Annotated in this window: 21 protein-coding genes; 5 read left to right on the top strand and 16 right to left on the bottom strand. The window is 67.0% G+C overall.

The window, feature by feature from the left end; all coding sequences use genetic code 11:
* Positions 1–62 precede the first annotated feature (62 nt).
* From rutA to GONAM_RS14890, 4 genes are all read right to left on the bottom strand, one after another.
* Complete coding sequence (rutA, locus tag GONAM_RS14905; protein ID WP_006867589.1) at positions 63–1,145, bottom strand: pyrimidine utilization protein A; 1,083 nt, start codon at positions 1,143–1,145, stop codon at positions 63–65.
* Between the two features lie 218 nt (positions 1,146–1,363).
* On the bottom strand, positions 1,364–2,398 hold the full coding sequence (locus GONAM_RS14900) for a LacI family DNA-binding transcriptional regulator (RefSeq protein ID WP_006867588.1): 1,035 nt from the start codon (positions 2,396–2,398) through the stop codon (positions 1,364–1,366).
* A gap of 47 nt (positions 2,399–2,445) precedes the next feature.
* Positions 2,446–3,228: a TspO-related membrane protein gene (locus GONAM_RS14895; RefSeq protein WP_006867587.1), complete on the bottom strand. Its 783-nt coding sequence runs from the start codon at positions 3,226–3,228 to the stop codon at positions 2,446–2,448.
* An 80-nt stretch (positions 3,229–3,308) separates the two neighbouring features.
* Complete coding sequence (locus tag GONAM_RS14890) at positions 3,309–4,610, bottom strand: hypothetical protein (protein ID WP_006867586.1); 1,302 nt, start codon at positions 4,608–4,610, stop codon at positions 3,309–3,311.
* A 283-nt stretch (positions 4,611–4,893) separates the two neighbouring features.
* Between GONAM_RS14890 and GONAM_RS14885 the strand changes: the two genes are divergently transcribed.
* On the top strand, positions 4,894–5,601 hold the full coding sequence (locus GONAM_RS14885) for a type 1 glutamine amidotransferase (protein WP_006867585.1): 708 nt from the start codon (positions 4,894–4,896) through the stop codon (positions 5,599–5,601).
* 256 nt (positions 5,602–5,857) lie between these two features.
* On the opposite strand, the gene GONAM_RS14880 is transcribed toward GONAM_RS14885, so the two are convergent.
* Entirely contained in the window at positions 5,858–6,928 is a 1,071-nt protein-coding gene (locus tag GONAM_RS14880) for an ADP-ribosylglycohydrolase family protein (RefSeq protein WP_006867584.1), read from the bottom strand.
* Between the two features lie 289 nt (positions 6,929–7,217).
* Here GONAM_RS14880 and GONAM_RS14875 point away from each other — a divergent pair, with 289 nt between their 5' ends.
* A complete protein-coding gene (locus GONAM_RS14875; RefSeq protein ID WP_006867583.1) occupies positions 7,218–8,471 on the top strand; it encodes an HNH endonuclease in 1,254 nt (417 codons plus the stop codon).
* Positions 8,472–8,788: 317 nt separating this feature from the next.
* Positions 8,789–9,106 carry a hypothetical protein gene (locus GONAM_RS14870; protein ID WP_040536573.1) on the top strand — a complete coding sequence of 106 codons (318 nt, stop codon included), beginning with the start codon at positions 8,789–8,791 and terminating at the stop codon, positions 9,104–9,106.
* Between the two features lie 26 nt (positions 9,107–9,132).
* Here GONAM_RS14870 and GONAM_RS14865 read toward each other — a convergent pair whose 3' ends face one another.
* From GONAM_RS14865 to GONAM_RS14820, 10 genes are all read right to left on the bottom strand, one after another.
* Positions 9,133–9,954: an Rv1363c family protein gene (locus tag GONAM_RS14865; RefSeq protein ID WP_006867581.1), complete on the bottom strand. Its 822-nt coding sequence runs from the start codon at positions 9,952–9,954 to the stop codon at positions 9,133–9,135.
* A 30-nt stretch (positions 9,955–9,984) separates the two neighbouring features.
* The gene (locus GONAM_RS14860) at positions 9,985–11,244 is read right to left on the bottom strand and encodes an MlaD family protein (protein ID WP_006867580.1); all 1,260 of its coding nucleotides are present in this window, start codon (positions 11,242–11,244) and stop codon (positions 9,985–9,987) included.
* The gene (locus GONAM_RS14855) at positions 11,241–12,374 is read right to left on the bottom strand and encodes an MlaD family protein (RefSeq protein ID WP_006867579.1); all 1,134 of its coding nucleotides are present in this window, start codon (positions 12,372–12,374) and stop codon (positions 11,241–11,243) included. Before GONAM_RS14855 ends, GONAM_RS14860 begins: the two co-directional genes overlap by 4 nt.
* A complete protein-coding gene (locus GONAM_RS14850) occupies positions 12,371–13,477 on the bottom strand; it encodes an MCE family protein (protein ID WP_245548622.1) in 1,107 nt (368 codons plus the stop codon). The genes GONAM_RS14855 and GONAM_RS14850 overlap by 4 nt, the downstream gene beginning before the upstream one ends.
* Positions 13,474–14,505, bottom strand: coding sequence for an MCE family protein (locus GONAM_RS14845; protein ID WP_006867577.1), 1,032 nt, complete (start codon positions 14,503–14,505; stop codon positions 13,474–13,476). The genes GONAM_RS14850 and GONAM_RS14845 overlap by 4 nt, the downstream gene beginning before the upstream one ends.
* Positions 14,506–14,525: 20 nt before the next feature.
* Entirely contained in the window at positions 14,526–15,569 is a 1,044-nt protein-coding gene (locus GONAM_RS14840) for an MlaD family protein (RefSeq protein ID WP_006867576.1), read from the bottom strand.
* On the bottom strand, positions 15,566–16,897 hold the full coding sequence (locus GONAM_RS14835) for an MCE family protein (RefSeq protein WP_006867575.1): 1,332 nt from the start codon (positions 16,895–16,897) through the stop codon (positions 15,566–15,568). Before GONAM_RS14835 ends, GONAM_RS14840 begins: the two co-directional genes overlap by 4 nt.
* Positions 16,894–17,763: an MlaE family ABC transporter permease gene (locus GONAM_RS14830; RefSeq protein ID WP_006867573.1), complete on the bottom strand. Its 870-nt coding sequence runs from the start codon at positions 17,761–17,763 to the stop codon at positions 16,894–16,896. The genes GONAM_RS14835 and GONAM_RS14830 overlap by 4 nt, the downstream gene beginning before the upstream one ends.
* Positions 17,763–18,689: an MlaE family ABC transporter permease gene (locus GONAM_RS14825; protein ID WP_083876428.1), complete on the bottom strand. Its 927-nt coding sequence runs from the start codon at positions 18,687–18,689 to the stop codon at positions 17,763–17,765. Before GONAM_RS14825 ends, GONAM_RS14830 begins: the two co-directional genes overlap by 1 nt.
* 147 nt (positions 18,690–18,836) lie before the next feature.
* On the bottom strand, positions 18,837–20,012 hold the full coding sequence (locus GONAM_RS14820) for an acyl-CoA dehydrogenase family protein (RefSeq protein WP_006867571.1): 1,176 nt from the start codon (positions 20,010–20,012) through the stop codon (positions 18,837–18,839).
* A gap of 97 nt (positions 20,013–20,109) precedes the next feature.
* Here GONAM_RS14820 and GONAM_RS14815 point away from each other — a divergent pair, with 97 nt between their 5' ends.
* Complete coding sequence (locus GONAM_RS14815; RefSeq protein ID WP_006867570.1) at positions 20,110–21,234, top strand: acyl-CoA dehydrogenase family protein; 1,125 nt, start codon at positions 20,110–20,112, stop codon at positions 21,232–21,234.
* Positions 21,231–22,757 carry an acyl-CoA synthetase gene (locus GONAM_RS14810; RefSeq protein ID WP_006867569.1) on the top strand — a complete coding sequence of 509 codons (1,527 nt, stop codon included), beginning with the start codon at positions 21,231–21,233 and terminating at the stop codon, positions 22,755–22,757. Before GONAM_RS14815 ends, GONAM_RS14810 begins: the two co-directional genes overlap by 4 nt.
* A gap of 193 nt (positions 22,758–22,950) precedes the next feature.
* Here the strand turns inward: GONAM_RS14810 and GONAM_RS14805 are convergent, their stop codons facing one another.
* Positions 22,951–24,525, bottom strand: a complete 1,575-nt coding sequence (locus GONAM_RS14805; protein ID WP_006867568.1) for an AMP-binding protein — start codon at positions 24,523–24,525, stop codon at positions 22,951–22,953.
* Positions 24,526–24,543 lie beyond the last annotated feature (18 nt).

The following is a 24,543-nucleotide window of genomic DNA, read 5'->3' as shown; positions in this document are numbered from 1 at the left end:
GAGCCGTATCGAAACCAGCTGGCGAGCAAGCACACTCGATGCCCGCTCACCAGATGTCCGCCTCACGCCGCGGCGGCGTTCTCCTGACGGCACTTCATCAACGGCTGGATTCGGGTGCCGAACGTGTCCACGCCCTTCACGAAGTCGTCGAAGGTCAGCATGATGCCCTTGACGCCTTCGAGTTCGGCGACCTGGTCGAGCATCTCGGCCACGGTCTCGTACGAACCGACCAGGGTGCCCATGTTGAAGTTCACCGCGCCCTCGGGCAGCGAGATCGTCTTGGCGGTAGAGCTGTCGTCGGCAGTCGCGTCGGCGGCGGACTCGTCGGCCATGTAGCCGAGCGCGGCGAGGTCGGCGTTGTCGTGGTAGTCCTGCCACTTGGCCTGTGCCGCTTCGTCGGTCTCGTCGGCGATGATCATGAACAGGACCATGGCCCCGACGTCCCGCCCGCTTTCCTTGGCGGCGGCGACCAGTGTCGACGTCGATTCCTCCACGGCCAGCGGGGTGTTGATCCCCGAGCCGAGGATGAAGTTGAAGTCGGCGTTCTCGGCGGCGAACTTCATACCGGTGTTCGATTGTCCCGCAGCGACGATCGGGGCCGTCTTGGCCGCCGGCGGCGGCGACAGGACGCAGTCGTCCATGGTGTAGTGCTTGCCCTTGAAGTCGCTGGAGCCTTCGGCCCACAGTTCGCGAAGGACCTTCACGTACTCGCCGGCCTGTTCGTACCGGTAGCCGAAGTATTCCTCGCCCGGCCACAGTCCCATCTGGGTGTATTCGCCCGGCGCCCAACCGGTCACGATGTTCACACCGAACCGTCCCGGGGCGATCGAGTCGATGGTGCTGGTCATGCGCGCGACGATCGCCGGCGGCAGGGTGAGGATGGCGGTCGAGGCGAACAGTTTGATCCGATCGGTCACCGCCGCGAGACCTGCCATGAGCGTGAAGGATTCGAGGTTGTGGTCCCAGAACTCGGTGTCGCCACCGAAGCCGCGGAGTTTGATCATCGACAGCGCGAAGTCCAGGCCGTGTTCTTCGGCTTTCTGCACGATGGTCTTGTTCAACTCGAATGACGGCATGTACTGGGGCGCACTCTTGGAGATGAGCCAGCCGTTGTTGCCGATGGGGATGAAGACGCCGATTTCCATGTCACTCCTACGCTGCGTGGTCATGAGAACCTGCGCGTGGCATAGCTGCGCCGCGCATGGTTTCCGCCGTTGGTTTGCGATCCAGCGGCGGCCCCGCTGCCGCCCTCCGGCCGTACCGGCCGGGTGTCCCCGAACTGGATGCATTCGAATGTAAGCAGGGGTTTTTGCGTGACGGTGTTCCTCGGGTTACCGAGATGTTGCCGAGCGGATGCTCGGTTTCAGACGCCGTCGGGGCATGGTCCGGCACTGCCGCGTCCGACCCATTCGACACCGAAGGCGCGGTGGACCGGGGTGCCCGCGGCGCCGTCGATCCGTGCGAGGAGAAGCTCGGCCGCGGCCAGCGCCATCTCCTCGAGGGGCTGGCGTACCGTCGCGAGATCGAAGATCGACCAGCCTGCGAGGTCGAGGTCGTTGTAACCGACGACCGAGACATCATTCGGCACAGCGAGTCCCAGCCGTTTCGCCGCGTCGAGGGTTCCGAAGGCCACATAGTCGGTGGCGCAGAACAAGGCGGTTGGCCGGTCAGATCGGCCGAGAAGGCGCAGGCCGCCGTCGAGTCCGGTCTTCGCGTCGACCTCCCCGCGGTACACCAGCGTCTCGTCGAGATGGGCACCGAGCCTTGCCAGTTCGTCCCGGAACCCGGTCTCGCGGAGCTTGATGCTCGGGTTGTCGGCCGGTCCGGAGATCAGTCCGATCCGACGATGCCCCAGGTCGACGAGATGCTGTGCGACGAGCCTCCCGCCACCGATGTTGTCCGACGTGACGCGGTCGACCCGGCCGGCCTGCGCGCCGTCGACGTCGCGGCTGAGGATGACCAGCGGCATCCGCCAGTCGATCATCTCCGAGACGACCGGCGAATCGAGTCGGGCCGAGATGTAGACGACCCCGTCGACCAGTCCCCCGCGCAAGGCCTCGAGGTCCTTGTCCACGGTGCCCGTCGGACCTTCGCGGTCGCTGAGCAACAACACCCGATAGTCCTCGCGGGCGAACCGGTCCTGAAGTGTGTTGGCGAGTACCGGAAACGACGGGTTGCGCAGGTCGCCGGTCACCACCCCGATCGTCGACGAGCGGCGCGTGATGAGACTCCGCGCGGTCACGTGCGGGACGTATCCCATTTCCTTGGCCAGCGCCTGGATGTGGTCTCGGGTCTCCTTGATCACCCGCGGGTCGTCGCGCAGCGCGCGCGACACCGTCGACTGCGACACCCCCGCCCGGCGGGCGACGTCGTAGCCCGTGACGGGTTTGTTGCGCACGACGGAGATTCTAGAAGGCCACGACCGCTCGAGCCGTGGCGAAACGTCTAGGCGACGGCCGGGGCACGGTCGAGGCGACGGCGTCGCAGGACGAACGTGGCACCCGTGGTGACCACCAGCGCGACGATCGTGACGACGGCGACCCACACGACGGCGGTCGTCTCACCCTGGGCGGTGGCCGGGATGCCGAGGAACGCCCAGATCAGCGTGAGCGGGTAGGCGACGAGCACGGAGCCGACCGCGGCGGTGACTGCGAGACCGAAGAGCCCACACAGGATGAGAACTGTGAGCTGCCAGCCGAGGGACTCCGGGTCGGCGAGGTCGGCGCCGATGGCGGCCGCCCAGTTCTGGAACACCGCCGCGGTGGCCCAGGCCGCGTAGATGCCGACCAGGATTCGGGCGAGCACCCGCAACCAGCCAGGCGCCTCGTCGTCGGCGGGGCGCGCCGCGATGCGTGCGGCGTCGAGCAGGACCACCGTCATCACGGTCAGCACGATCGGGGTGACCCATGTCCATTCTGCCGCGGACACCAGGATCCAGATGGCCGCGCCGGCGAAGGCGATTTCCAGATCGATGAGCAGACGACGCGGATCCGCGGTCCCCGTCGCGCCCTTCCACACCACCGCGAGTGCGAAGACGACGGAAAGCAGGTAGATCAGGCTCCAGATGGAGAACGTCCAGCCTGCCGGCGTGATGAGGAGATCGGTCGTCGACTCGTTGGGTGAGGCACCGATCCCGGAGAACGGCACGACCGGCGCAACCACCTGCGCCACTGCGAGAATCACTGCGAGCCAGGTGATCGGACCGGAGACGCGTGCCAGGGGTGCCATGACATCCACCGTAGGCACACGCCCTGAGCCTTCCCGAGAAAATACCGTTGACCTGTGGTGTCACTGACCGGCGGCGCCGATCAGGATGCAGTGTCCGCCGTTTCGCGATCCACCGGCCGGGTCACGGCCGACTGCGTCGTCCTCCGTGTACGACGCAGGACCAGCCCGATCGCGACCGCCGAGGTGACCGCGTAGACGACGCCGATGGTCACGGCCCCGCCGATCGTTCCGGCCAGCTGCCCGGCAACGCCGTCGAGCACCACCATCACGCCGGCACCGCTGTAGGCGAAGGCCGAGAACGTCGCTGCGACGCGGCCCTGCTGGATGGGTGTGAGCCCCACGGTGATGTACGCGAGCGCGACCCGGTACCCGCCGGCCTGGCCGATGCCGCCGATGACCGTGCCCAGCAGGATGACCTCGAGCCGGCCCATCGCGAGACCGGCGATGGCGATCGACCAGCCCAGCGCCAGCAGTGATCCCACTGCCGGCAGGGTGGTGATGACGCGAAGACCCACGCCGGCGAAGTTGGCCAGCATCGAGACGATCAGGCATGCGCCGCCGACACATTGGGCCACGAGCAACGAGTCGCTGATGCCCGTCGCGAGGATCGCGTTCGGCATCGCACCGACCGCGAGTGCGCCGATCGCCCAGGCGAGCGCCCCGACGAGGTATGCACCGGGGTCGCGGGATCGAGACGAGTCGACCACGACGTCGAGATCACCGGTGTGTGCCGACGGTACGTCCGCGAGCTCCGGTTCGACGACCAGCGGTGCGGGATCACGGTCCGGTGCAAGGAGATCTGGCGCCGCCCGCAATCCGGCGAGCAGGAACCCGAGACAGATCGTCATCGCGACCGCGTGAACGGCGTAGACCGTCACCAACTGCCAGGGCAGATACACGGCGATGAGGATCGCTGCGATGAGGCCGGTACCGGCACCGATGAGCGAGCCGGTCGCCATGAACGCACGCCCCTTCTCACCGCGGGCGGCGACCATCATCGCCGCCGCCGCACCGGTGCTCAGCGCCACCGACGCGCCCGTCATCAACCGGCCGGGAAAGAGCAGTAGCGGGTACCAGGCGCCGATGATCTCCACGAGGTCACCGACGATGGCCGTGAGGAACGCAATCGGCAGGACCTTGCGCGTGTGCCGGATCAGTGGCCCGCGAGCCGAGATCAACAAGATCACGATGAGTGCGACGAAGTACGTGGCGAACAGCACCGCGGCGGCGGCCGGCCCGAAGCCGTGACGGTCCATGTAACCGGGGAGGAGCGGCGTCATCGCATTCGAGCCGCAGATCGCGAGGATGAAACCCACACCCGATGCCCCTGCGAGCAAACGGGTTCCGGCATCGCCTCGGCCCGCCGCGACCTTCATTGTCATGTGTCCTGCCTCCTTGCCACCGGTGGCCGTGAAGGCGCCGGACGCACCGTCGGCATCACCGTGCAGGAATACTCAATCCGACCGCTGTAACCGATCGGCAACCTGATCGTGGCGCCCGTATTGCGCACCTCGGTCACCGACCAGCGGCACTCTGACCTGCCCGAATCCACGCCGCCGGCAGAACCACGCCGGTTGTCACCGCAGATCCGGAGGCGGCCCGAGCATTCTGTGAGCCGCGCGAACGACTAACCTGACCGGTCACGGATGTTCGAGAGGAGTTCAGGTGAGCGGCAGGGTTCTCGCACTCGTTCACGGTGTGCGGCCGGAGTCGCGCGAAACGGTTCTCGGTTCGTTGCTCCCCGCCTTCGCCGACCGCGGGTTCGACGTCGTCATCCGGGACGTCGAAGACGAGTCTCTCCCCGAGGCATGTGGATTCGACCTGGTGTGCGTGACCGGTTCCCCGGATTCGGCCTTCGATGCCTCGCTGCCGTGGGTGGAACCCGAACTCCGGTACCTCTCCGACACGATCGCCCAGCAGGTACCGATCTTCGGTGTCTGCTTCGGCGCCCAGATCCTCGCGCGGGCGCTCGGTGGTTCGGTGGCACCGAGCACGCGTCCCGAGCACGGCTTCGTCACCGTCAGCACCACCCGCCCCGATCTCGTCGAGACCGGCCCGTGGATGGAGTTCCACCACGACACGATCACCGTGTCCGACGTGGCCGAGGTGATCGCGGTCAACGACGCAGGGGTCCAGGCCTATGTCTCGGGACCGCACCTACGTGTGCAGTTCCATCCGGAGATCACCCCGGACTGCTTCTCCGCGTGGCGTAAGGGTTTCACGAGCGCACGGTCGGGCAGCGGCGACGGCTCGGTCGACACCCGGGCCCTCGCGGCCGAGATCGACGCCTCTGCCGAGCTGGCCGCAGCCCGCTGCGACCGGCTCGTCGGTCGGTTCCTCGAGCACGCCGGGATCGGCGTCACTGGTGCCTGAGGTGCGAAGAGCGAAAGCCACGCCCCCCTGCCGCCTGAGGTGCGAGGAGCGCAAGCCGCCGGGCTGAGTAGCGACGAGGGAGCGTATCGAAGTCGACGAGCCACGAAGGCCTGGTGAGACACCGTCGCCACCCAACTACCGGTCGACGTCAACCCGACCGGCAGACTTCGATCGACGTCTGCCGGTCGAGTTGAGGTTCGGCAGTCGGGGGTTCCGTGCGCTCCTCAGGGAGCGGACCCTTTCGACCCTCACGACCTCAGCCCGCCACCTGAAGCCCCGCGTACCTCTCCGACATCGGAGCATCGAGTTCCCAGTCGGCGAAGTCGTACAGGTCGGCGGCCACCTCGGTGATGACGCCGCGAAGTTCGAGCTGCTCGAGCCACCGCTCCGGGACGACTCCGATGCCGTCGCGCGCGCCGAGCAGGTTGCCGGTGATCGCCCCGGTCGAGTCCGAGTCACCGTCGTGGTTGACGGCCAGCACGACCGCCGCTTCGAAGTCGCTTCCGACGATCGCGCAGTAGATCGAGATCGCGAGCGCTTCCTCCGCCACCCAGCCCTCGCCGAGTCGGGAGATCGCTTCCTCGGGCGCGACGGCGTCGGACGCGAGCCGTTCGGCGAGTTCGATGGCGGCCAAGGTCTCCTCGTGCTGCGGCTTGGTCCGCAGGATGTCTTTCGACGCCGCGAGCGCCTCGTCGAGCGTGGCGCCTTCGACGAGTTCGCGGACCATCACTGCGAGAACACCACCGGTCAGCGACCCCGACGGGTGTCCGTGGGTCAATGCGGCGATCGCGGTCCCGAGGTCAAAGGTGCCGACCGCCGACCACTCCGCACGTGAGGCGAACAACCCGACCGGCGCGGCCCGCATGACTCCGCCGCAACCCTTGCTGTCATTGTCGGCCGGGGTTCCCGGGCGCGTCGTGGAACGCAGTGCACTCAGGCAGGTGTTGCCGGGGGCGCGTTGGCTGTGCAGTTCTCGGTGACCCGTCAGCCAGCTGGTGCGCTCCCCCATCGGCAGCACGCCGTGCCGGGGATGTTCGCCTTGCGTGATGAACCATCGGAGATACGCGCGCGCAGTTGCTGCCGCAAAGCAGGAGATACCGCCATCGCAGTCCCGCAGCCACGCGCGCAGCAATCCCTCGGCCGTGAAGAGGGTCATCTGGGTGTCATCGGTGATGGTTCCGGTGCCGCCGTACGCCGGCGCATAGGAGGTGATCCCCGACGCGCCGAACCGCTCGATGATGGCCGAGCGAGACATGAACTCGACCGATCCCCCGAGCGCGTCGCCGACCGCACCCCCCACGATGCAACCAACAAAATGTTCCTTCATCGGTGTCGCCTGCACTTTCCACAGTGTTCTGACCATATTCACACGGGCGGACCCGGTTCGCAGGCCGGAGACCCGATTGAGGTGTGCACCTCGACGCGCCGTGCCGGTGAACGCCATCGGTGCAGGTAGACAGCCCAAACGACTGGGGCGCTTGACCAACTCGGGCGCCACGAGCGTTTTGTCAGACCTCCGCTGTACAACTGAAAGCACAGAAATTGATGACGGAGCAGTAGCCGACGACGGTCCCACCCAACCGCGTTCACGCCCCACGAAAGGGACGGCTTCCGCCATGATCGCCACCCACACCACTCCGCTCGACCAGATCCTCGACCAGCTCATCGAGATCACCCCGCCCACCGACGACCCCACCGGCATCGAGACACACGGGCAGCTCAGCCGGTGGATCTTGCTGCGCAACCTCGCCGATCACCGAATCGGCACGCACGCAGCCAAGCTCGCTGATCTGCGCGTTGCGGAAAAAACAGGGTCGACCACCAAGCGACTGTTGATCGAGATGGGCCTCCCGCCCGCAGTAGCCGCTCGCACCACCCGCATCGCCGACAGCTTCGGCACTTTGAGCAAGGTCGAGGCCTGCGCTGCCGATGGGAGACTCTCCGGCGAGATCGTCGATGCCATCGTCCGCGGCCTGGTGACCATCGAGAATCGCTCGCCCACAACACTTTCCGACGACGATCGCATCGATCATGAGACCGAACTCCTCACCCAGGCCCTGTCGGGTGCCACACCCGCCGAGATACAGAAGCATGCCCACACCATCGGCAACACCATTGCCGACGACGAGGGCGGCATCCCCGCATGCGACAACCGAACCCTGAACACGCTGTCCCACAACATCACCGACGAAGGCCGTGTCGAAATCCAAGCCGACGTGACGCAGTCCGTGGGCGAGAAGTTCATCGCCATGATCGACGAACGCTCCATGCCGCGTCCCGAACCCGACGGCTCCCCCGATCGACGCTCGGCAACCGAGATCCGCGCGGACGCACTCGAGGTGCTGTTGGACCAAGCCGCAGTGGGTGCGGCGATGGACACCATCGGGATACCACGAGCCCAGACGATCCTGACCATCCCCGCCGAAGGTACTGATCCGGCATCCCTACCCTGGACCGGATCCGTCACGCCGGCAGTTGCGAAGCAGCTGTCGTGCGACGGGACCCTGATCGAGGCCATCATCGACGGCGAGACAGTGCCACTCGAGATGGGTCGTGAACGACGACTGTTCCCGATGCACTTGCGCAAGGCGATCATCATCCGCGACGAGTCGTGCATCAAATGCGGTGCGCCACCGTCCCATACGCAGGTTCACCACATCCGGCACTGGTCCGACGACGGTGAGACCGACCTCGACAACGGTTGCCTGCTCTGCCAGCGCTGCCACACCCAGGTCCACCACCACGGCTGGGACATCATGATCAGCTTCGACCGCCACCCCTGGCTCATCCCGCCGGCCGACATCGACCCCCGACGCCGCGCACTCCCGGCCTACAACCGCCGCACCATGCGCCTCGACGACGCCGCCTGACCCACAGACCCACGCGCAGCACCTTCTGCACCCGACGCCGATCGGGACCGCATCCGTTCTTTGACAACTCCACAGTGTGAGGCCGGCCGAGGGCGTCCCCACCGCCGGCCAAGTAGCGACGACCGAGCGCAGCGAAGACGTCCCCACCGCCGGCCGAGTAGCGACGACCGACCGCAGCGAGGGCGTGCCCACCGCCGGCCGAGTAGCGACGACCGAGCGCAGCGAGGGCGCCGCGTATCGAGGTCACCTCGCCGGCAATACGACCGGCCACCCCACTGCCATCGCTCGAACATACGTGCGATAATTCCGGGGTGGGCATGAAGTGGATTGGCGGGGACAACGGCCAACCACAGCGGCCGGCGTTCGTGCGGGTCGGGCACAAGGCGGTACTCATCGACCTGGGTGCGCTCTACCCCAACGCACCCCACTTCACCGGCGAGTACAACCCCGAAGGTCTGCAGATCAGGTCGGTCCACCTCGGCGTTCTCACCGAGTGGGGGCGCGACGAATGGGGTGCCTGGTACGGCAAGGTCACCTACACGATCACCGCCAAAGACCGGCAGGAGAAGGTGACGCACTGGGTTCCGTCCTGGGCGCTACGCCCGGCCGGGGACCCGCCGGGGTCCCGACGCTGACACGGTCGGGTCCAGCCCGGCGACCGTCAGGGCAGATCCACCTTGCTCGCCAGCCAGCGGCCGTCGACCTTGTCCATGGTCATCAGCACCCGGCTACGGTCGACGCGCGGTTCGGGGCTGGCGCTGTTGGTGATCGACTGGTCGACGAACAGCATCACCACGACGCGATCGGCGGTCGCCGATTTCACGCCCGCGTCGATGACGACGCCCTCGCTGGTGGCCTTGTTGTCGACGAGCATCTGCTTGAGCTGGCTGCTCGACCGTGAGTACATGTCCTTGAACTCGCCGGTCGCGCCGCCGAGGACGTCGGTGAAGTTCTGGTCGATGCTGCCGGAGTCGATGCTCGTCAGCGTCACCGCATACTCCTTGGCGGTGGCGACGGCCTGTAGTTCGGCCTGCTCGACGGCATGGTTCTCGTACAACTTCCACCCCGCGTACCCACCACCGGCGAGCAGCGCGACAGCCGCCAGGATCGCGACGACACGGCGGGGTCGGAGCAGCCCCGCCAGTCGTCCCGCCCGGATCACCGGACGACGACGCCCCGTGGTCTTGGTCGCGGCGGCACTCTTCGCCGGCGTCTCTTCGTCGGCAGATGCGGGCGCCTCGGTCGCCTCGGGAGTCCCGGCATCCCCGACCTCGATCTCGGTGGTCTCCAGGGCGGTGTCAACGGAGGCGGTGTCAGCGGAGACGGTGCCAACGCTGACGGTATCTGGGGAGGCCTCGCCCACCACCGATTCACTGCGTGCTCGACGCGACCTGCCCCCGCGCACCGGCGACTTCTTGACCACGTCCTTGCCCTTGGGTGCGAGGTTCCTGGTCTTGGTCGTCTTGCTCGTCGTGGTGCTCACGGTCTCACCTCTCGGTCGGGATACAGGCGGCTAGTTGTAGTGGATGTCTGGGCCACCGAACGGTGTCGGAATGGTCTGCGGTCCACGCGGTGTCGGATTGGTCCGGGCATGCGGGTCGCTCCCCGGCTTGGGCAGGTTGGTGTCGTCGCCGGGCGGGCGCGGTACGGCGCCCGCACCGCGGACGAGGAGCTCGGTGTCCTTGCAGTGCGTGTTCAGGAACGGCTCCGGGAAGTCCGGACGCGACGGGGCCGCCCGCGGCAGGTGGTAATCGCAGGGCACACGTGGGAACACGTCGACGCTGCCCCACAGACCGCCGTCGCGGAAGGCGGTGCTGATCGCGTCGAGGGCTGAGCCGGATCGCTGTGTCGGGAAGAAGAACTCGCGCAGTGCCGGTGTGCGTAGGTACGCCATCTGCGACACCGTCACCAGGTTGCCGAGCAGCTGCACCATGGTCGGCGAGTTGTCGTCGAACAATCCGTCGATGCTGCGCAGGGTCGACGGTGTCTGGTTGAGCATCCGCCGTAGACCGGCATCCATGGAACCCACACCGGCGAGCGAGGATTCGAGGTTGCCCGCGGTTGTCCGCAGACCGGGGGCGGTGTCGGCGAGCGTGGTCAGCACGACCTTGCTCGTCCGGATCACGTTGACCGTCTGCGGCAGCACCGAATCCAGAGTGGACACCAGGAAGGTCCCGCCCCGCACGATGTCGCGGAGCTTCTGCGCCCCTTCGTCCCCGGTGCCCAGCTCGTTCATGATGAGCGTCAGCTGTTCGGTGTCGATCTGGGCGAGAGCCGGATCCATGCTCTCCAGCAACGTGGCCATCGGCACCGGTGTGGTGGTGCGCTTCTCCTCGACGACCGTCCCGTCGGTGAGGAACGGCGCCGAATCACTGGACGGCTGGAAGTCGAGGAACTGCTCACCGGCCGGCGACAGGCTCGACACCCGGACCTCCCCGTCGGCCGGGATCTTGATCCCTGCGTCGATGGTGGCGATCACGCGCACTCCGTTGTCGTCGATGCGCACAGCGTCGACCCGGCCGACCGGCACGCCGCGCAGAGTGACGTCCTGATTCGGCAGCAGTCCCCCGGATTGCGCGAGTTCGACCTCGACGCGGATGTTCGACGCGGTCGGATCGCATTGCAGGGTGTCGACCAGCAGGTAGGCCACCCCGACGATGAGGATCGTCAGAAGACCCAGTACCGACAACCAGTTGCGCCGACGCCGCCCCCATCGCACCGCGGAGACGATGCCGCGCGCGCCGGTCTCCACCAGGTCGGGTCGTGCACTCATCGTGGTGCCCCCGGTTCGACGTGCTGCCGCAAACGCATCAGCGTGAGCGACAACGATCCGACGAACTGCTCCCAGTCGCGCACATCGGGGAGCCGCGAACCCGGGTCACCGCGATGATTCGGATCGTCGAAGGCGCCGATCGCGAACTGGGAGATGGCGACGTCGGTGTGCCCCGACGTCGCGTTGGTCAGTTTGACGATGGGTCCGAGGATGCGGTTGACCGCATCGAGACTGGCCCCCGGTGCCGTGGCGGCGGCGTTCAGCGAAGCGGCGATCCGGTTGACATCGTCCATCATCCCGCCGGCCGCGGTCCCCTTCACCGACGGGAAGGCCCCCAGCTGCCGGATGATCCGATCCACCTGCTGGACGGTCGACAGGATCGACTGCGTGTTGTCGGCCACCGTCCACAGTGCGGGGCCGGCCGCTGCGAGCGCGGAGTCGATGGTCTGCTGCCGTGCCGACACCGTTGACGCCAGGCGACTCGCAGAGCTGAGGACGGCCTCGATCTCGTCGGTCCGTTCCGACAGCGAGGACACCAGGACAGTCGACTGGCGGACGAGTGTCCCGAGCTGCTGCCCGTCGTCGCCGAGGGACTCGCCGAGACCGTTGACGATGTCGGTGAGGCTGCGGATGGCACCGCCGTTGACCAGCATCGCGGCCGTCGACAGCACCTCCTCGACCGTCGCACCCGCCGAGGTGCGGTCGAGCGGGATGACGTCACGGTCTCCGAGGAGGGCGACCCCGGGCTCGGGTTCGGCGGGCGGTTCGAGAGCGACGAACACGTCTCCGAGTGGTGTGGCCGAGCGCAGTTCGGCTCGCGTGCCGTCCGGCAGGCGGGTGCCGTCGGCGATCCGCATGCCGACGGCGGCGAGGTAGTCGTGGACCTCCATCGATTCCACGAATCCCACGTCGGCACCGAGCAGCCGGACCTTCGCCTTGGCCGGGAGGTTCAGCGCGTTGTCGAACTGTGCCTTCAGCGCGAACCCGTCACCGCTGGCGCCGGGCGCCGGGAGCGGGAGCTGTCCGAGTCCCACCGAGCAACCGGAGAGGACGCACGTCAGCAGCAGCACAACCGCGGCGACACCGCTTCGATGAATTCTCCTCGCCACGTTCGTTTCTGCGGTGTTCATTTCTGTCCGATCCCCGCCATCGCCGCCAGCATGGCGGTCACCCCGAAGTCCGGACCGAAGTCCTGGGGCTTCCCCGTGTTGCATCCGAGGTCCTTCAGGTTCGCCAGGTTGCAGACCTCTTTGAGTACCTGCTGGTCGAAGAGAATGCGGTCGGCGAAGGTGTGAACCCGAATGGTGCCGTTCGGTTGGTCGATCGCGTTGTAGGCGTTGTTCATCAACGTCGGTGTGAGGTTCAGGAACTCGGACAGTTCACGCTGGTAGTCGGCGAGCGTCCCGGTGACGGTGGTCGCGTCGCGCGCCGCATTCCGCAGCGGAAGCCTGTTCTCTTTCAGCAGTTCGGAGGTCTTGGTCAGGATCTGGTTGAGCTTCGCGCCCGTGTTGCCCTGACCCAGTTGCTGATCCGCGATGACCTGACTCATCGCGCGAAGACTTCCACCGAACTCGCGGATCGTCTTGTCGTTTTTCGCGGCGGCCTCGGTGAGGACGTCGAGGTTGTCCACCAGTTTCACGATCGCCTCGCGGGTGGCGCTCGGATCGGCCCCGGTACGTAGGGCTTTCGACAGCTGCCCCAATGCGTCGCGGAGCGCGGGCCCGTTGCCGTCCAGGGACTCCGAGGTCACCGACAGTATGTCGGCGATCGGTCCGCCGCCCTTGCCGTCCCCACCGAGTTGCCCGGCCAGGTTGTCCGTCATCGTGAGCAGGCGGTCGAACTCGATGGGGGTGCGGGTCCGGTCGAGCGGCAGGAACGCGTCGCTCGACAGCTTCGGCCCACCGGAGTAGGCGGGCGTGAGTTCGACGTGTCGGTCGGTGAGGATCGACGAGGACACCGCGACCGCCTTCACATCGATCGGCAGGGTCACCTCCTCGTCGACTTCCATGGTGACGTCGACGACGGTGCCGCGGGGACTGATGTCGGTGATGTGCCCGATGGTGATCCCCAATACTGCAACCTTGTTGCCCTCGTACAGGCCTGCGGCACTGTCGAATTGCGCCACGATCCGGCGGGCACCCGAGGACGGGTTCCAGATCGCGGCGACCGTGGCCGCGACCGCCACGGCGATCGCCGTCATCACCACCAGGGTCCGCATGCGTGGTCGTCTCATCGGCAGTCCTCGAAATACGCCGCACGCCCGACCTGCTCGGCTCGACCGCTCAGCGCACACATCCACGAGTCGATGAGGAAGCCGGCCGGCCCGGTGAAGTCGACGTAGTTGCCGGCGCCGGTCGCATTGGTGAAGTTGCGCACCGGGAGCGGCAGCGCCTCGAGCGTGTTGCGCAGCAGGTCGTCGTGGCGGGCGAGCGCGCCGAGCATCCCGTTCAGGTCTTCGATGAGTGCGTCGAGCGCAGGCCGGTTGACGACGGTGATGCGGTGCAGCTGCGCGACGAGAGCCGTGGTGGCGTTGAACATCCCGGTGACGGCGTCGCGGCGGCGGGTCAACTCGACCATCAGGTTCCGGCCCTGCACCATCAGTGATCCGATGTTGGCCTCTTGGTTCCGGATGACCGTGGTGACGCGTTCGGCGCCGGTGATCAGTTCACCGAGCTGGGTCCGTCGGGTCGCGATGATCTCCGAGAGGGTGTGGGCGGTGGAGATCGCCTCCGGGACCACGTCCGGTGCTCCTTCGAGCTGTGTCGACAGCGTGGTCATGGCGTCGGCGAGACCGCCCGCGTCGACCTTCTCGAAGTTGGTGGTCGCATCCTCGATCGTGTCCTGCAGGTCATAGGGAACCTGTGTGTTGCGAAGCGGAATCCGTTTGCCCTCCAGCGATCCCGATCCTTCGGGGGTGATCGCGATGTAGCGCGACCCGAGGATCGTGGTCAGCTTGATCGCCGCCTTGGTGTCGTTGCCCAGGCGGATCCCACGGTCGATGTTCATCGAGATGACGACACGGTCCCCGTCGAGTCGAGATCCCTTGACCTCGCCCACCGGCACGCCGGCGAGGGTCACCTGATCGCCGGTCCGGATCTCACCGGCCTGGGCGAACTCGGCCTCGACGCTCTTCCGGCCGACGTCGATCGCACTGATCCCGACGACGAGTGCGACGACGAGCACGAGTACCCCCACGCCTCCGATGCCGAGGTACAGCGGATTCCACTCGGCGATCGGCTTTCGTGGCGATCGTTCGGTCATGCGGCGGTTCCCTGACGTCTTCATGGCTGGCAGATCGGCGAGTACTTGGGCTTCCCGCCGGGCGTCGCTGCGGCGACGATCGCGGGGGCCAGCGGGGTGAGGAAGGGGACGAAGTCTGCCGGGTTCAGGTCACAGACGTAGGCGCTGAGGAAGCTGCCCTCCTGGCTGACGCGGGCCATACCCTTCAGCAGCAGCGGGACGTTGGCGCCCAGGTACTCGAACTCGGACTTCCGCTCTGCGAAGTGGGCCAGGAAGCCCGGCTGACGGGTGAGGAAGGCGTCCACCGACGGAGCCGTGTCCGAGGCGATCTCCGAGAGCCGGCCCCCCACTTCCGTCATCACGTCGGCCGTACCGACAAGATCCTCGCGGTGCGCGGCGAACGCCTCGAAGATCTCCTGCGCGCGGCCGATCACCTCCTGGATGCCGCCGGTCTGCCGGGACAACCCGGTCAGCACCTGCCCGAGGTCGGTGATGACGTCGCCGAGCAGGGCGTCCGGGCCGGCGAAGGATTCGGCGAGCGAAGAGGTCTGGGCCAGAAGTCGGGTGATTGCGCCGGTCTCACCCTGCAGCGCCCCGACGAGTGAGCTCGACAGGTCGTTCACCCTGTCGGGATCGAGCACACTGAACAGCGGTTCGAATCCGTTCAGCAGGGCGGAGATGTCGAACGACGGCTCGGTGTGGTCCACCGGGATCTCGCCACCCGGTTCCAGCGCCGCGGGAGAGTCGAACTGCCCCAACGACAATCCGAGGTAACGCTGGCCGATGATGTTCTGGTAGGTCACCGCGGCCTTGGTGTTGCCACTCAGGTCCTGCCGGGAGTCGATGCGGAAGTGGACGCGTGCCAGGTTGCCGTCGAGTTCGATCGAGTCGATGCGACCGACCCGCACACCGGCCATGCGGACGTCGTCGCCGGCCCGCAGTCCGGACACGTCGGTGAAGACCGCCGAGTACGACGATGTCGGACCGGAGATGTCGCGACGCAGGGTGTTGATGATCGTCCACGTCAACATGATCGCGACGACGAGGAACACCGACAGCCAAATGATCGACCTGCGATAACTCATCGTCCTCCCTCCATCCGCTGCCCCGGCTTCTCGACCTTGATGTCACTGCCGCGCAGCAGCGGCCCCAGGAGGAGCGAGGTCACCTCATTCGCGCCCGGCCCCAACAACTTTCGGAGCACCTCGATCTCGGCGCGGCTGCCGACCGGTCCGACGTTGCCGCCCATGAGCGCGGTCGGCGGCCGGAAGTTCTTCGGCTGCAGGACCTGCGGCAGTGTCGGGCGCTCGACCGTGGCCGGCCCCCACTGACACGAGTTGCCCGTCATATCGCCGTACCGCGGGCAGTCCGCACGTGAGTACATCCGGTGTGGGGTGAGCGCCCAGACGAAGTGGCCGGTGCCGCGCTGCTTCTTCGGGTCCCAGAACTCGGTCATGAACTTCTCGGACAGGTTCGCGATCTTCACCGTGATCGGCGGCAACGCACCCCCGCCGTCGGCGAAGACGTCGAGGACCGGGGCGAGCGAGCTGGTGATCGTGATCATCCGGTCAGTGTTGTTGCCCAGAGCGGTTTCCGAGGTCGCCATGGTGTGCTGTCCGGCGCTCAGCAGATCGGTGAGTGCGGCCTGCTTCTCGGCGACGGTCTGCATCGGCACGATGGCGTGGTGGACGGCGTCGAGCAGGTCCGGCGCAGACCGCTGCAGGCCACCCATGGCGGTCACGAGTTCGCTGAGCCGCGAACGGGTCTCCCCGTCATCGATCGCGCGGTTCACCTCGGTCATGATGGTCACGAGTTGTCCGCCGGCGGTGCGGATCTCCGATCCCTGGCTGCGCGTGGCGGTGGCGAGCGCGGCCAGCACGCCGACCGTGTCGTCGCGGCGATCGCGTCCCATGGCGTCGACGACGTCACGCAGCTTGGTCAGGACCGTCTGGAGTTCGATCGTCGCCCGACTCGTGTCCGCCTCGACGGTGTCACCGTCCTGCAGTGGACGCCCGCCTTGATCGGGGTGATCGAGCAGCTGCACCGACGACACAGCGAACACGTTGCTGGGCACCACGCGCGCGGTCACCGTCCTCGGAATCGCCTGTGAGCTCGCGGGATCGAGGGAGAGCGCAACCCGGTTCGGTTCACCGTTCGCACCGGGTTCGACGCCGGTGACGATGCCGACGAGACTGCCACGGAACTTCACGTCGGACTTGGTGGGGATGCCGTCGCCGACGTCGGTGAGAAGCGCGGTGACGCTCACGCGGTCGTCGAGGCCGCCGGTCGACTTGTACAGCAGAGCGGCCACGACGGCGGCGATCACCACGATGCCGATCAGCCCGCGGAACAGCAGGGCCCGGTCCGTCGGCCCCCTGGCCTCGGATTCGAGGGAGATCGTCCGCGGGCTCATCCGCCGAGCCTCGAACCGGAGCTGACACCCCAGAAAGCCAGCGTCAGGAGCAGATTGACGACGATCATGGCGCTTATACCCAACCGCATCGCGCGTCCGACGGCCACCCCGACACCCTGCGGTCCACCGCGTGCGTAATAGCCGTAATAACACTGGATCGTCGTCGTGATGGACACGAAGACAACGGCTTTGATGACCGAGTAGATGATATCCGGCCCTGCCATCACCAGGTGGAAGTAGTGCTGATAGGTACCGATCGACACGCCGCCGGCGAGTGCGACCACGCCCTGCACGACCACATAGCTCAGGACCAGACACATCACGAACAGCGGGATGACCGCGACGATCGAGGCCACCAGCCGGGTGGTCACCAGGTAGGGGATCGAGCGGATGGCGAGGGTCTCCATCGCGTCGATCTCCTCGGTGATCCGCATGGCACCGAGCTGGGCGGTGAAGCGGCAGCCGGCCTGGGAGGCGAACGCCAGGGCCGCCATGATCGGCGCGAGCTCACGCGTCGACGCCGACGCGGAGATCAGGCCCGTCGCCTGACCGAGGCCCAGCATGCGCAGCGCGTTGTATCCCTCGATCCCGACGATCGCGCCGGCGCTGGCCCCGAGGACGAGGATGACGCCCGCCGTGCCGCCGCCGACGACCAGCGAGCCGTTGCCCCAGGTCACGTCGGACAGGATGCGCAGGAACTCTTTCGAGTAGTGCCGGAACATCGCCGGGATTCCCATGATCGCGCGACCGAGAAAGGACAGCATGTGCCCGAGCAGACGGATGGGTCGCGTCACCGACGCGTAGATCGAGGCCACAGGCCGGACACCGGGCGGGTAGTACGGCGCCGCCGCCTTGAGCGCGCTCATCAGAAGGACGCCCTGGGAAACACCATCACGTACATCTGCGTGAAGAGCACGTTGACGAGCATCAGCAGCATGATCGAGCCGACCACGGTGGAGTTCACCGAATTCGCCACTGCCGCTGGGCCGCCACTGGTCGCCAGGCCCTTCTGACAGGCGACGATCGCGACGATCATGCCGAAGACCAGCGCCTTGACGAGGGTGAGGACCATGTCGCCGACGGTGGCGAACGACGCGAAGGTCGCCACGAAGCTACCCGGTGCGCCGTCCTGGACGTAGACATTGAACAGGTAGCCGGCCAGGAAGCCGACGAAGGTCACGATGCCGGTGAGCGCGGTGCCGACGAGCATCGCGGCGGCCAGGCGCGGGACGACGAGCCGGCGGACGGGCGACACGCCCATCACCCGCATCGCATCGATCTCCTCGCGGATCGTGCGCGATCCGAGGTCGGCGCAGATCGCCGACCCGACCGCGGCGGCCATCATGAGGGCCGTGACGAGTGGCGCACCCTGCCGGATGACCGCCAGGCCGCTCGCCGCGCCGGCGAGTGAGGTCGCACCGACCTGACCGGCGAGCAGACTGAACTGGATCGCGAGGGTGACGCCGATCGGGATCGCGACGAAGAAGGTGGGCAGCAGAGCGGTGTTGGCCATGAACACCGACTCGCGGATGAAGGCTTCCAGCGGAAAGCGGCCGCGGACCAGATCGGTGAACAGATGGCGAAAGGCCTCGATCCCCAGCTTGATCTGCTCGCCGACGGTGATGAACGACTGGCCGGGGTGGCGGCGCACGTACCCCGCGGACCACTCCGCGATTTCTGCTGTCGCGCTGTCGGTTCGGACGTCCGTCGGGAACGTCACCGGCCCTGGTCGCGGGACGGTCCGGCCGGTCGCGATGCTGTCGTCTCCCCCGGTCAACTCAGCTCCGATCATGACCTGTGGTCACCCGATCATCAGCTATCTAAATCGGGTAATCCATCTAACTGATTGCACGGTATCAGCTCTGACGTGAGAGGCAAGTCACATTGGCGAATCGGGTTGGCCACCCGTCCCGACACCCGGCCGGCAGGGGAGAACACCTCAACGAGGCAGACCGAGACCCCGTTCGGCCACCAGATTCCGGAGCACCTCGTTGGTTCCGCCGGCGATGGTGAAAGCGCGGGCGTACAGGAACGCGTCTTGCCACCAGCCGCCGGCGAGTGCCGCGGGATCACCCTCGACGCGAACCGAATCGCCCGCCTGGACTGACATGCCGTACTCGGCAACAGCCAGATTGACCTCGCCGAAGAAGATCTTCGACAGCGCGGCATCCGCGGCGTCACCCGTACCCGCAACCGACCGTGATTCGCCGTACGCCGACAGCAGCGCGTTGACATGCACCGCAGCCGCGAGCCGACCGACTTCGCGCCGCACCTCGCCGCGGTCGATCAACCGCTCGTCGTCCCACGTCGTCGACGACACGAGATCGATCAGATCATCGAGCGCACGGAACAGGGTCACGCCGCCGCCGGCACTCGACCGTTCCCGCGCAAGGCTGGAAGTGGTGACCATCCAGCCCTTGTTCTCCTCACCGATGACGTTCTCCACCGGCACCTTCACGCCATCGAGGAAGATCTCGTTGAAGTCGGCGGTCCCGGTGATCTCACGCAACGGCCGCACTTGTACGCCAGGACTCTTCATATCGATGGCAAAAGCCGTGATGCCCTTGTGTTTCGGTGCATCGGGATCGGTGCGGGCGAGCAGATACCCCCAGTCGGCGTGGTGTCCGTTCGTCGTCCACACCTTCTGACCGTCGACGATGTAGTGGTCGCCTTCGCGTCGAGCCCGCGTGTGCAGACCGGCGAGGTCGCTGCCCGCACCCGGTTCGCTGAACAGCTGACACCAGATGTGTTCGCCGGATCGGATCCGCGGCAGATAGAACGCCTTTTGATCCTCGGTGCCGAAGTCGATGATCGCACTGGCCGCGAGGAGCCCGCCGCCGACCGGCATCGGCGCACCCGCCTTCGCCAGTTCCTCGGAGACCACCGCCTCGTGCCGCGGATGCGGGTCGGGTAGCCCGCCGTACTCCTCCGGCCAGGTCACCCCCAGGAACTGCCGACCAAACAGCTCGGCCGTCCATTTCCGCAGGGCGGGAATCTCTGACGCCTCGGGTGCCCTCACCCCCGCCTTCTGGGATCGCTTCGGGCCCTGCTCGGCGCACAGTTCACGTACGCGCCGTCGGAGGTCGTCGAGTTCGGGGTCCTGACCGAGTCTCACGGTGAAACCTTCCCGGGAAGATGTTGTTCTGTCTACACTGTGACGTGTCTCAATGAGTGAACTGTATCGGTACGTTGCCACACGGCACGGAGGATTGATGGATTTCGAGCTGACCGACGAGCAACGTGCGATCCGGGATTCGACTCGCTCACTGTTGCAGAGTCATCCCGGTACCGCGCGTGTCGTCGCGGATTCGCCGGCCGGTTTCGACGCCGGATTGTGGCGTCAGGGAACCGAACTCGGCTGGTCCGCGCTGGCCGCCCCGGAAGAGGCCGGTGGGCTCGGACAGGGTGTGGTCGACCTGGCCGTCGTCGCCGTCGAGCACGGCCGATTCGTCACCGCGTCCCCGTTCATGCCGACGGTCGCCGTGCTCGACGCGCTCCTGCGCTCCGGGGCCGGCCATCACGCCGCCCAGGTCGGCGCCCTGATCAGCGGCGAGTCGTCGGCGGCCTGGGCGTTCACCGAACCGCACCGGTCCCCGACCGTCGACGCACTGCAGACCACCGCAGTGGCTGCCGACTCCGGCTATCGCCTCACGGGCGAGAAGGTGACCGTCGCTGATGCGTCGGCAGCAGATGTCCTGCTGGTCGACGCTGTACTCGACGGCAGCCCCGCACGCTTCCTGGTTCCCCGCGACGCATCGGGAGTGAAGATCCGGCGGATCGAATCCCTCGACATCACGCGCGAACTCGACGACATCACCCTCGACGATGTCCACATCGATCAGGAGGCGATACTCGGCTCCCCGGACACCGCCCGCGCGGCCATCGAACGGACACTACGCCTGATGACCGTGCTGGCCTGCGCCGAACTCGTCGGGGTCGGCGAGTACCTCCTCGAGACCTCGGTCGAGTACGCGAAGACCCGCGAGCAGTTCGGCGTGCCGATCGGCAGTTTCCAGGCGGTCAAGCACAAGTGCGCCGACATGCGAATGTGGGTGCAGGCCTCCCGCGCCGCCACCCTGCACGCGGCGATGTCGCTCGACGCCGACGAGGCAGGCACGTCACCCGAGACGGCGAAGGCGGTGAGCGTTGCGAAGGCTTTTGTGTCCGAATCGATCTGCAAGACGGCCGGGGAGGCCCTGCAGGTGCACGGCGGCATCGGCTTCACCTGGGAGCACGACCTGCATCTCTACATCCGCCGGGCGCGCGCGAACGCCGCTCTCTACGGTGACGCCGACCATCACCACAAACTGTTGTGCGCACTCCTGGAGACGCGTTGAACCTCAGTGAGATCGCCGCCGCCCATCCCGACAAGGATGCAGTCGTGCTGGCCGACGGTTCGGCACGCGTCTCCTTCGCCGACCTCGATCTTCGTTCGACGAGGCTCGCCGACTTCTTCGCAGCGCAGGGGCTGTCCCGGGGCGACCACATCGCCATCGTGATGGAGAACCGGCCCGAGTTCCTCGAGGTCGCGTGGGCCGCACAACGATGCGGTCTGATGTACACACCGGTCAACTGGCACCTCACCGCGGCGGAGGCCGAGTACGTCGTCGACGACTGCGGCGCACGAATTCTCATCTCCGGAGTGGGTGCCGGCGAGCTCGCCGCCAAGATCCGCGCCAGGGTTTCCCGGGTCGAGATCGCCATCGCCGTCGGCGGCCCGATCGAGGGGCATGTCGACTACGAGTCAATCGTCGACAACCCTCCCGCGTCGACCCCGCCGCACGAGCCGATCGAGGGCTACTACTTCTTCTACTCGTCGGGCACCACCGGTCGACCCAAGGGCATCGAACCCACCCACGACTTTCCGCCATTCGGCACGGGCCTGCCGCTCGACGCGATGATGCCGGCGTACGGGGTCAGCTCGTCGACGGTCTACCTGTGCCCGGCTCCGCTGTATCACGCTGCACCACTGGGCTGGTCGCTCGCGATGCAGCGCCAGGGCGCAACGGTCGTGCTCATGCCGTCGTTCGACGCGCGCGAATGCCTCAGCGCGATCGAGACGCACGGCGTCACACATGCCCAGTTCGTCCCGACGATGTTCGTGCGGATGTTGAAGCTCGATCCGGAGGTACGGTCGGCCTTCGACGTGTCGTCGCTTCGGCTGGTGGTCCACGCGGGAGCACCGTGCCCGGTCCCGGTGAAGCAGCAGATGATCGAGTGGTTCGGGCCGGTGCTCTTCGAGTACTACTCCGGCAGCGAGGGCAACGGGATGACCGCCATCACCTCATCAGAGTGGCTGGACCATCCCGGCTCGGTCGGCCGAGCCGTCTACGGCACGGTCCACATCCTCGACGACGCGGGCGACGAACTCCCCACCGGCGAGATCGGGACGGTGTTCTTCTCCGGAACCCGAGAGTTCCGCTATCTCAACGACCCCGCCAAGACCGAGGACGCCCGCAACGCACGCGGCTGGCAGACCATCGGCGACCTCGGCCATCTCGACGCCGACGGTTACCTCTACCTGTCCGATCGGCGCAGCGACCTCATCCTCTCCGGCGGCGTCAACATCTACCCGCAGGAGATCGAGTCCGCGCTCGTCATCCATCCCGCGGTCGCCGACGTCGCCGTCATCGGCGTCCCCGACGACGAGATGGGCGAACGGGTCCACGCCGTCATCGAACTCGCCGAGGGCGTCGATGCGGGCGACGCGATCACCGACGAACTGGTGGCGCACTGTCGGATTCACCTCGCCGGCTTCAAACAACCCCGCTCGATCGCGTTCGTCGACGAGGTGCCGCGCACCCCGTCAGGAAAACTGTTGCGGCGCAGGCTTCGCGAGGCGCTCCCCGCCGTCCGCTGAGAGACCCCACTGCTCCCCCAGGTACGGACACCTCACCCGCTTCCCGAGGTACACACGCCCTCACTCGCTCCCTGAGGTGCGAGGAGCGAAAGCGACGAGCCACGAAGGGCTGGTGAGGAGACGTCGCCAGCCCTTCGTGGCTCGCTTCGCTCGCACCTCAGGGAACGGCAGTGGGTTCGGCTTCGCCCGCACCTCAGGGAGCGGTGCGAGCAGCGAGCAACTCCCGGATCTGCGCGCGCAGATCGGGCTTGCGCACCTTGCCGCTGGCCGTGCGGGGCAGGGAGTCGACGATCTCGAGCCGCTCCGGCATCTTCTGCCGAGCCAACCCGGCACCGGCGAAATGGTCACGGATTCCATCCAGGTCGAGGACACCGCCGTCCCGCAGAACGATGAACACGCAGACCTTTTCGCCGTACCGTTCGTCGGGCATGCCGATGGCGGCGGCCTCGGCGACGGCCGGGTGCGACAGGAGCGTGTCCTCGACCTCCTTCGACGAGATGTTCTCGCCGCCGCGCACGATGATGTCCTTCTTGCGGTCGGTGATGGTGAGATAGCCGTCGGCGTCGAGGTTCCCGACGTCTCCCGTGCGGAACCAACCGTCGGCGAAACTCGTGGTGTCCAGCGTCGCGTCGGTGTAGCCGAGGAACTGTTCGGGCCCACGGCAGAGGATCTCGCCGTCGACACCGGGATCGACGGGCTGGTCGTTCTCGTCGACGATCAGCACCTCGGTGCCCGGCGTGATGCGGCCGTCGGTGTTGGCGCGCTTGTCGAGCGGATCGTCGGGAGAACCCGAGGAGATCGTCGGATGCTCGGTAGACCCGTAACAGCGGAAGGCGCGGACCCCGAATCCGTCTGCACGCCGGATCAAGTCGGCCGCGACATTGGCGGCACCCGTCGTGTACTCGGTCAGGGAGGACACGTCGAGACCGGCTCGATCCGCAGCCTCGAGGATTCCCGCGAGGTGGATCGGCGCGCCCGCCGACGACTCGATGCTGTGGGTGGCCACGAGCTCGGCGGCCGCCGCGGGGTCCCAGGCGTCCATGAGGACGGTGGTCGCCCCGCGCCCCAGCAGCCGCAGGATGCCCAGGACGCCGGCGACGTGGCCCGACGGGAACGCCGCCAGGCAGCTGGTCTCCTCCCCCGTACCGCGATGCTCCTCCATGGAGCGGACCTCAGCGATCAGGGTGGCGTGGCTGTGCTGCACACCCTTCGGGTCCGCGGTGGTCCCCGATGTGTAGACGAGCAGTGCGCGTTCATACGACGAGGCTGGGATGTACGGCTCGAAACCCGCGGCAGGTTGGCCGAGGAGCCGACCGAAATCGGTCCACCGATCCGTCGTCGCCTCCCCCGGGGTGTTCACCACGAACAGGTGTTGCATCGTCGGGATCTCCGACGCCGCGTCGAACAAGGGTGAACAGTCCCGCGCACGCCAGGTCCGCGGTCCGATGTAGACCTTCGCCGCCGACTGCCGCAGGATGAACGACAGCTCGGACGGCCCGTAGATCGACACGATCGGCAGCACCGTAGCGCCGAGAAGCCAGGCCGCCGAATGCGAGACGACGCACTCGCGCCAGTTTGGCAGCTGAACCGCGACCACGTCCCCGGCACCGACACCGCGGGCACGAAATCCCGCGGCGACGGCGGTGGCCTGCTCGTAGAGCTCGGCCAGGGTCGTCGTCTCGACCGGCCGCACTGCACTGTGGAACACGACCTCGGTGGCACCGCGATCGCGAGCAGTCGTGCGGATCTCCTCCGGCAGCGTGGTCATGTCCCTCATCTCTCTTCG

Origin of the sequence: Gordonia namibiensis NBRC 108229 (assembly GCF_000298235.1) — a bacterium.
GTDB classification, from domain to species: domain Bacteria; phylum Actinomycetota; class Actinomycetes; order Mycobacteriales; family Mycobacteriaceae; genus Gordonia; species Gordonia namibiensis.
The sequence above is the reverse complement of the archived record's forward strand: the minus strand, read 5'-3'. Positions and strand labels throughout refer to the sequence as shown.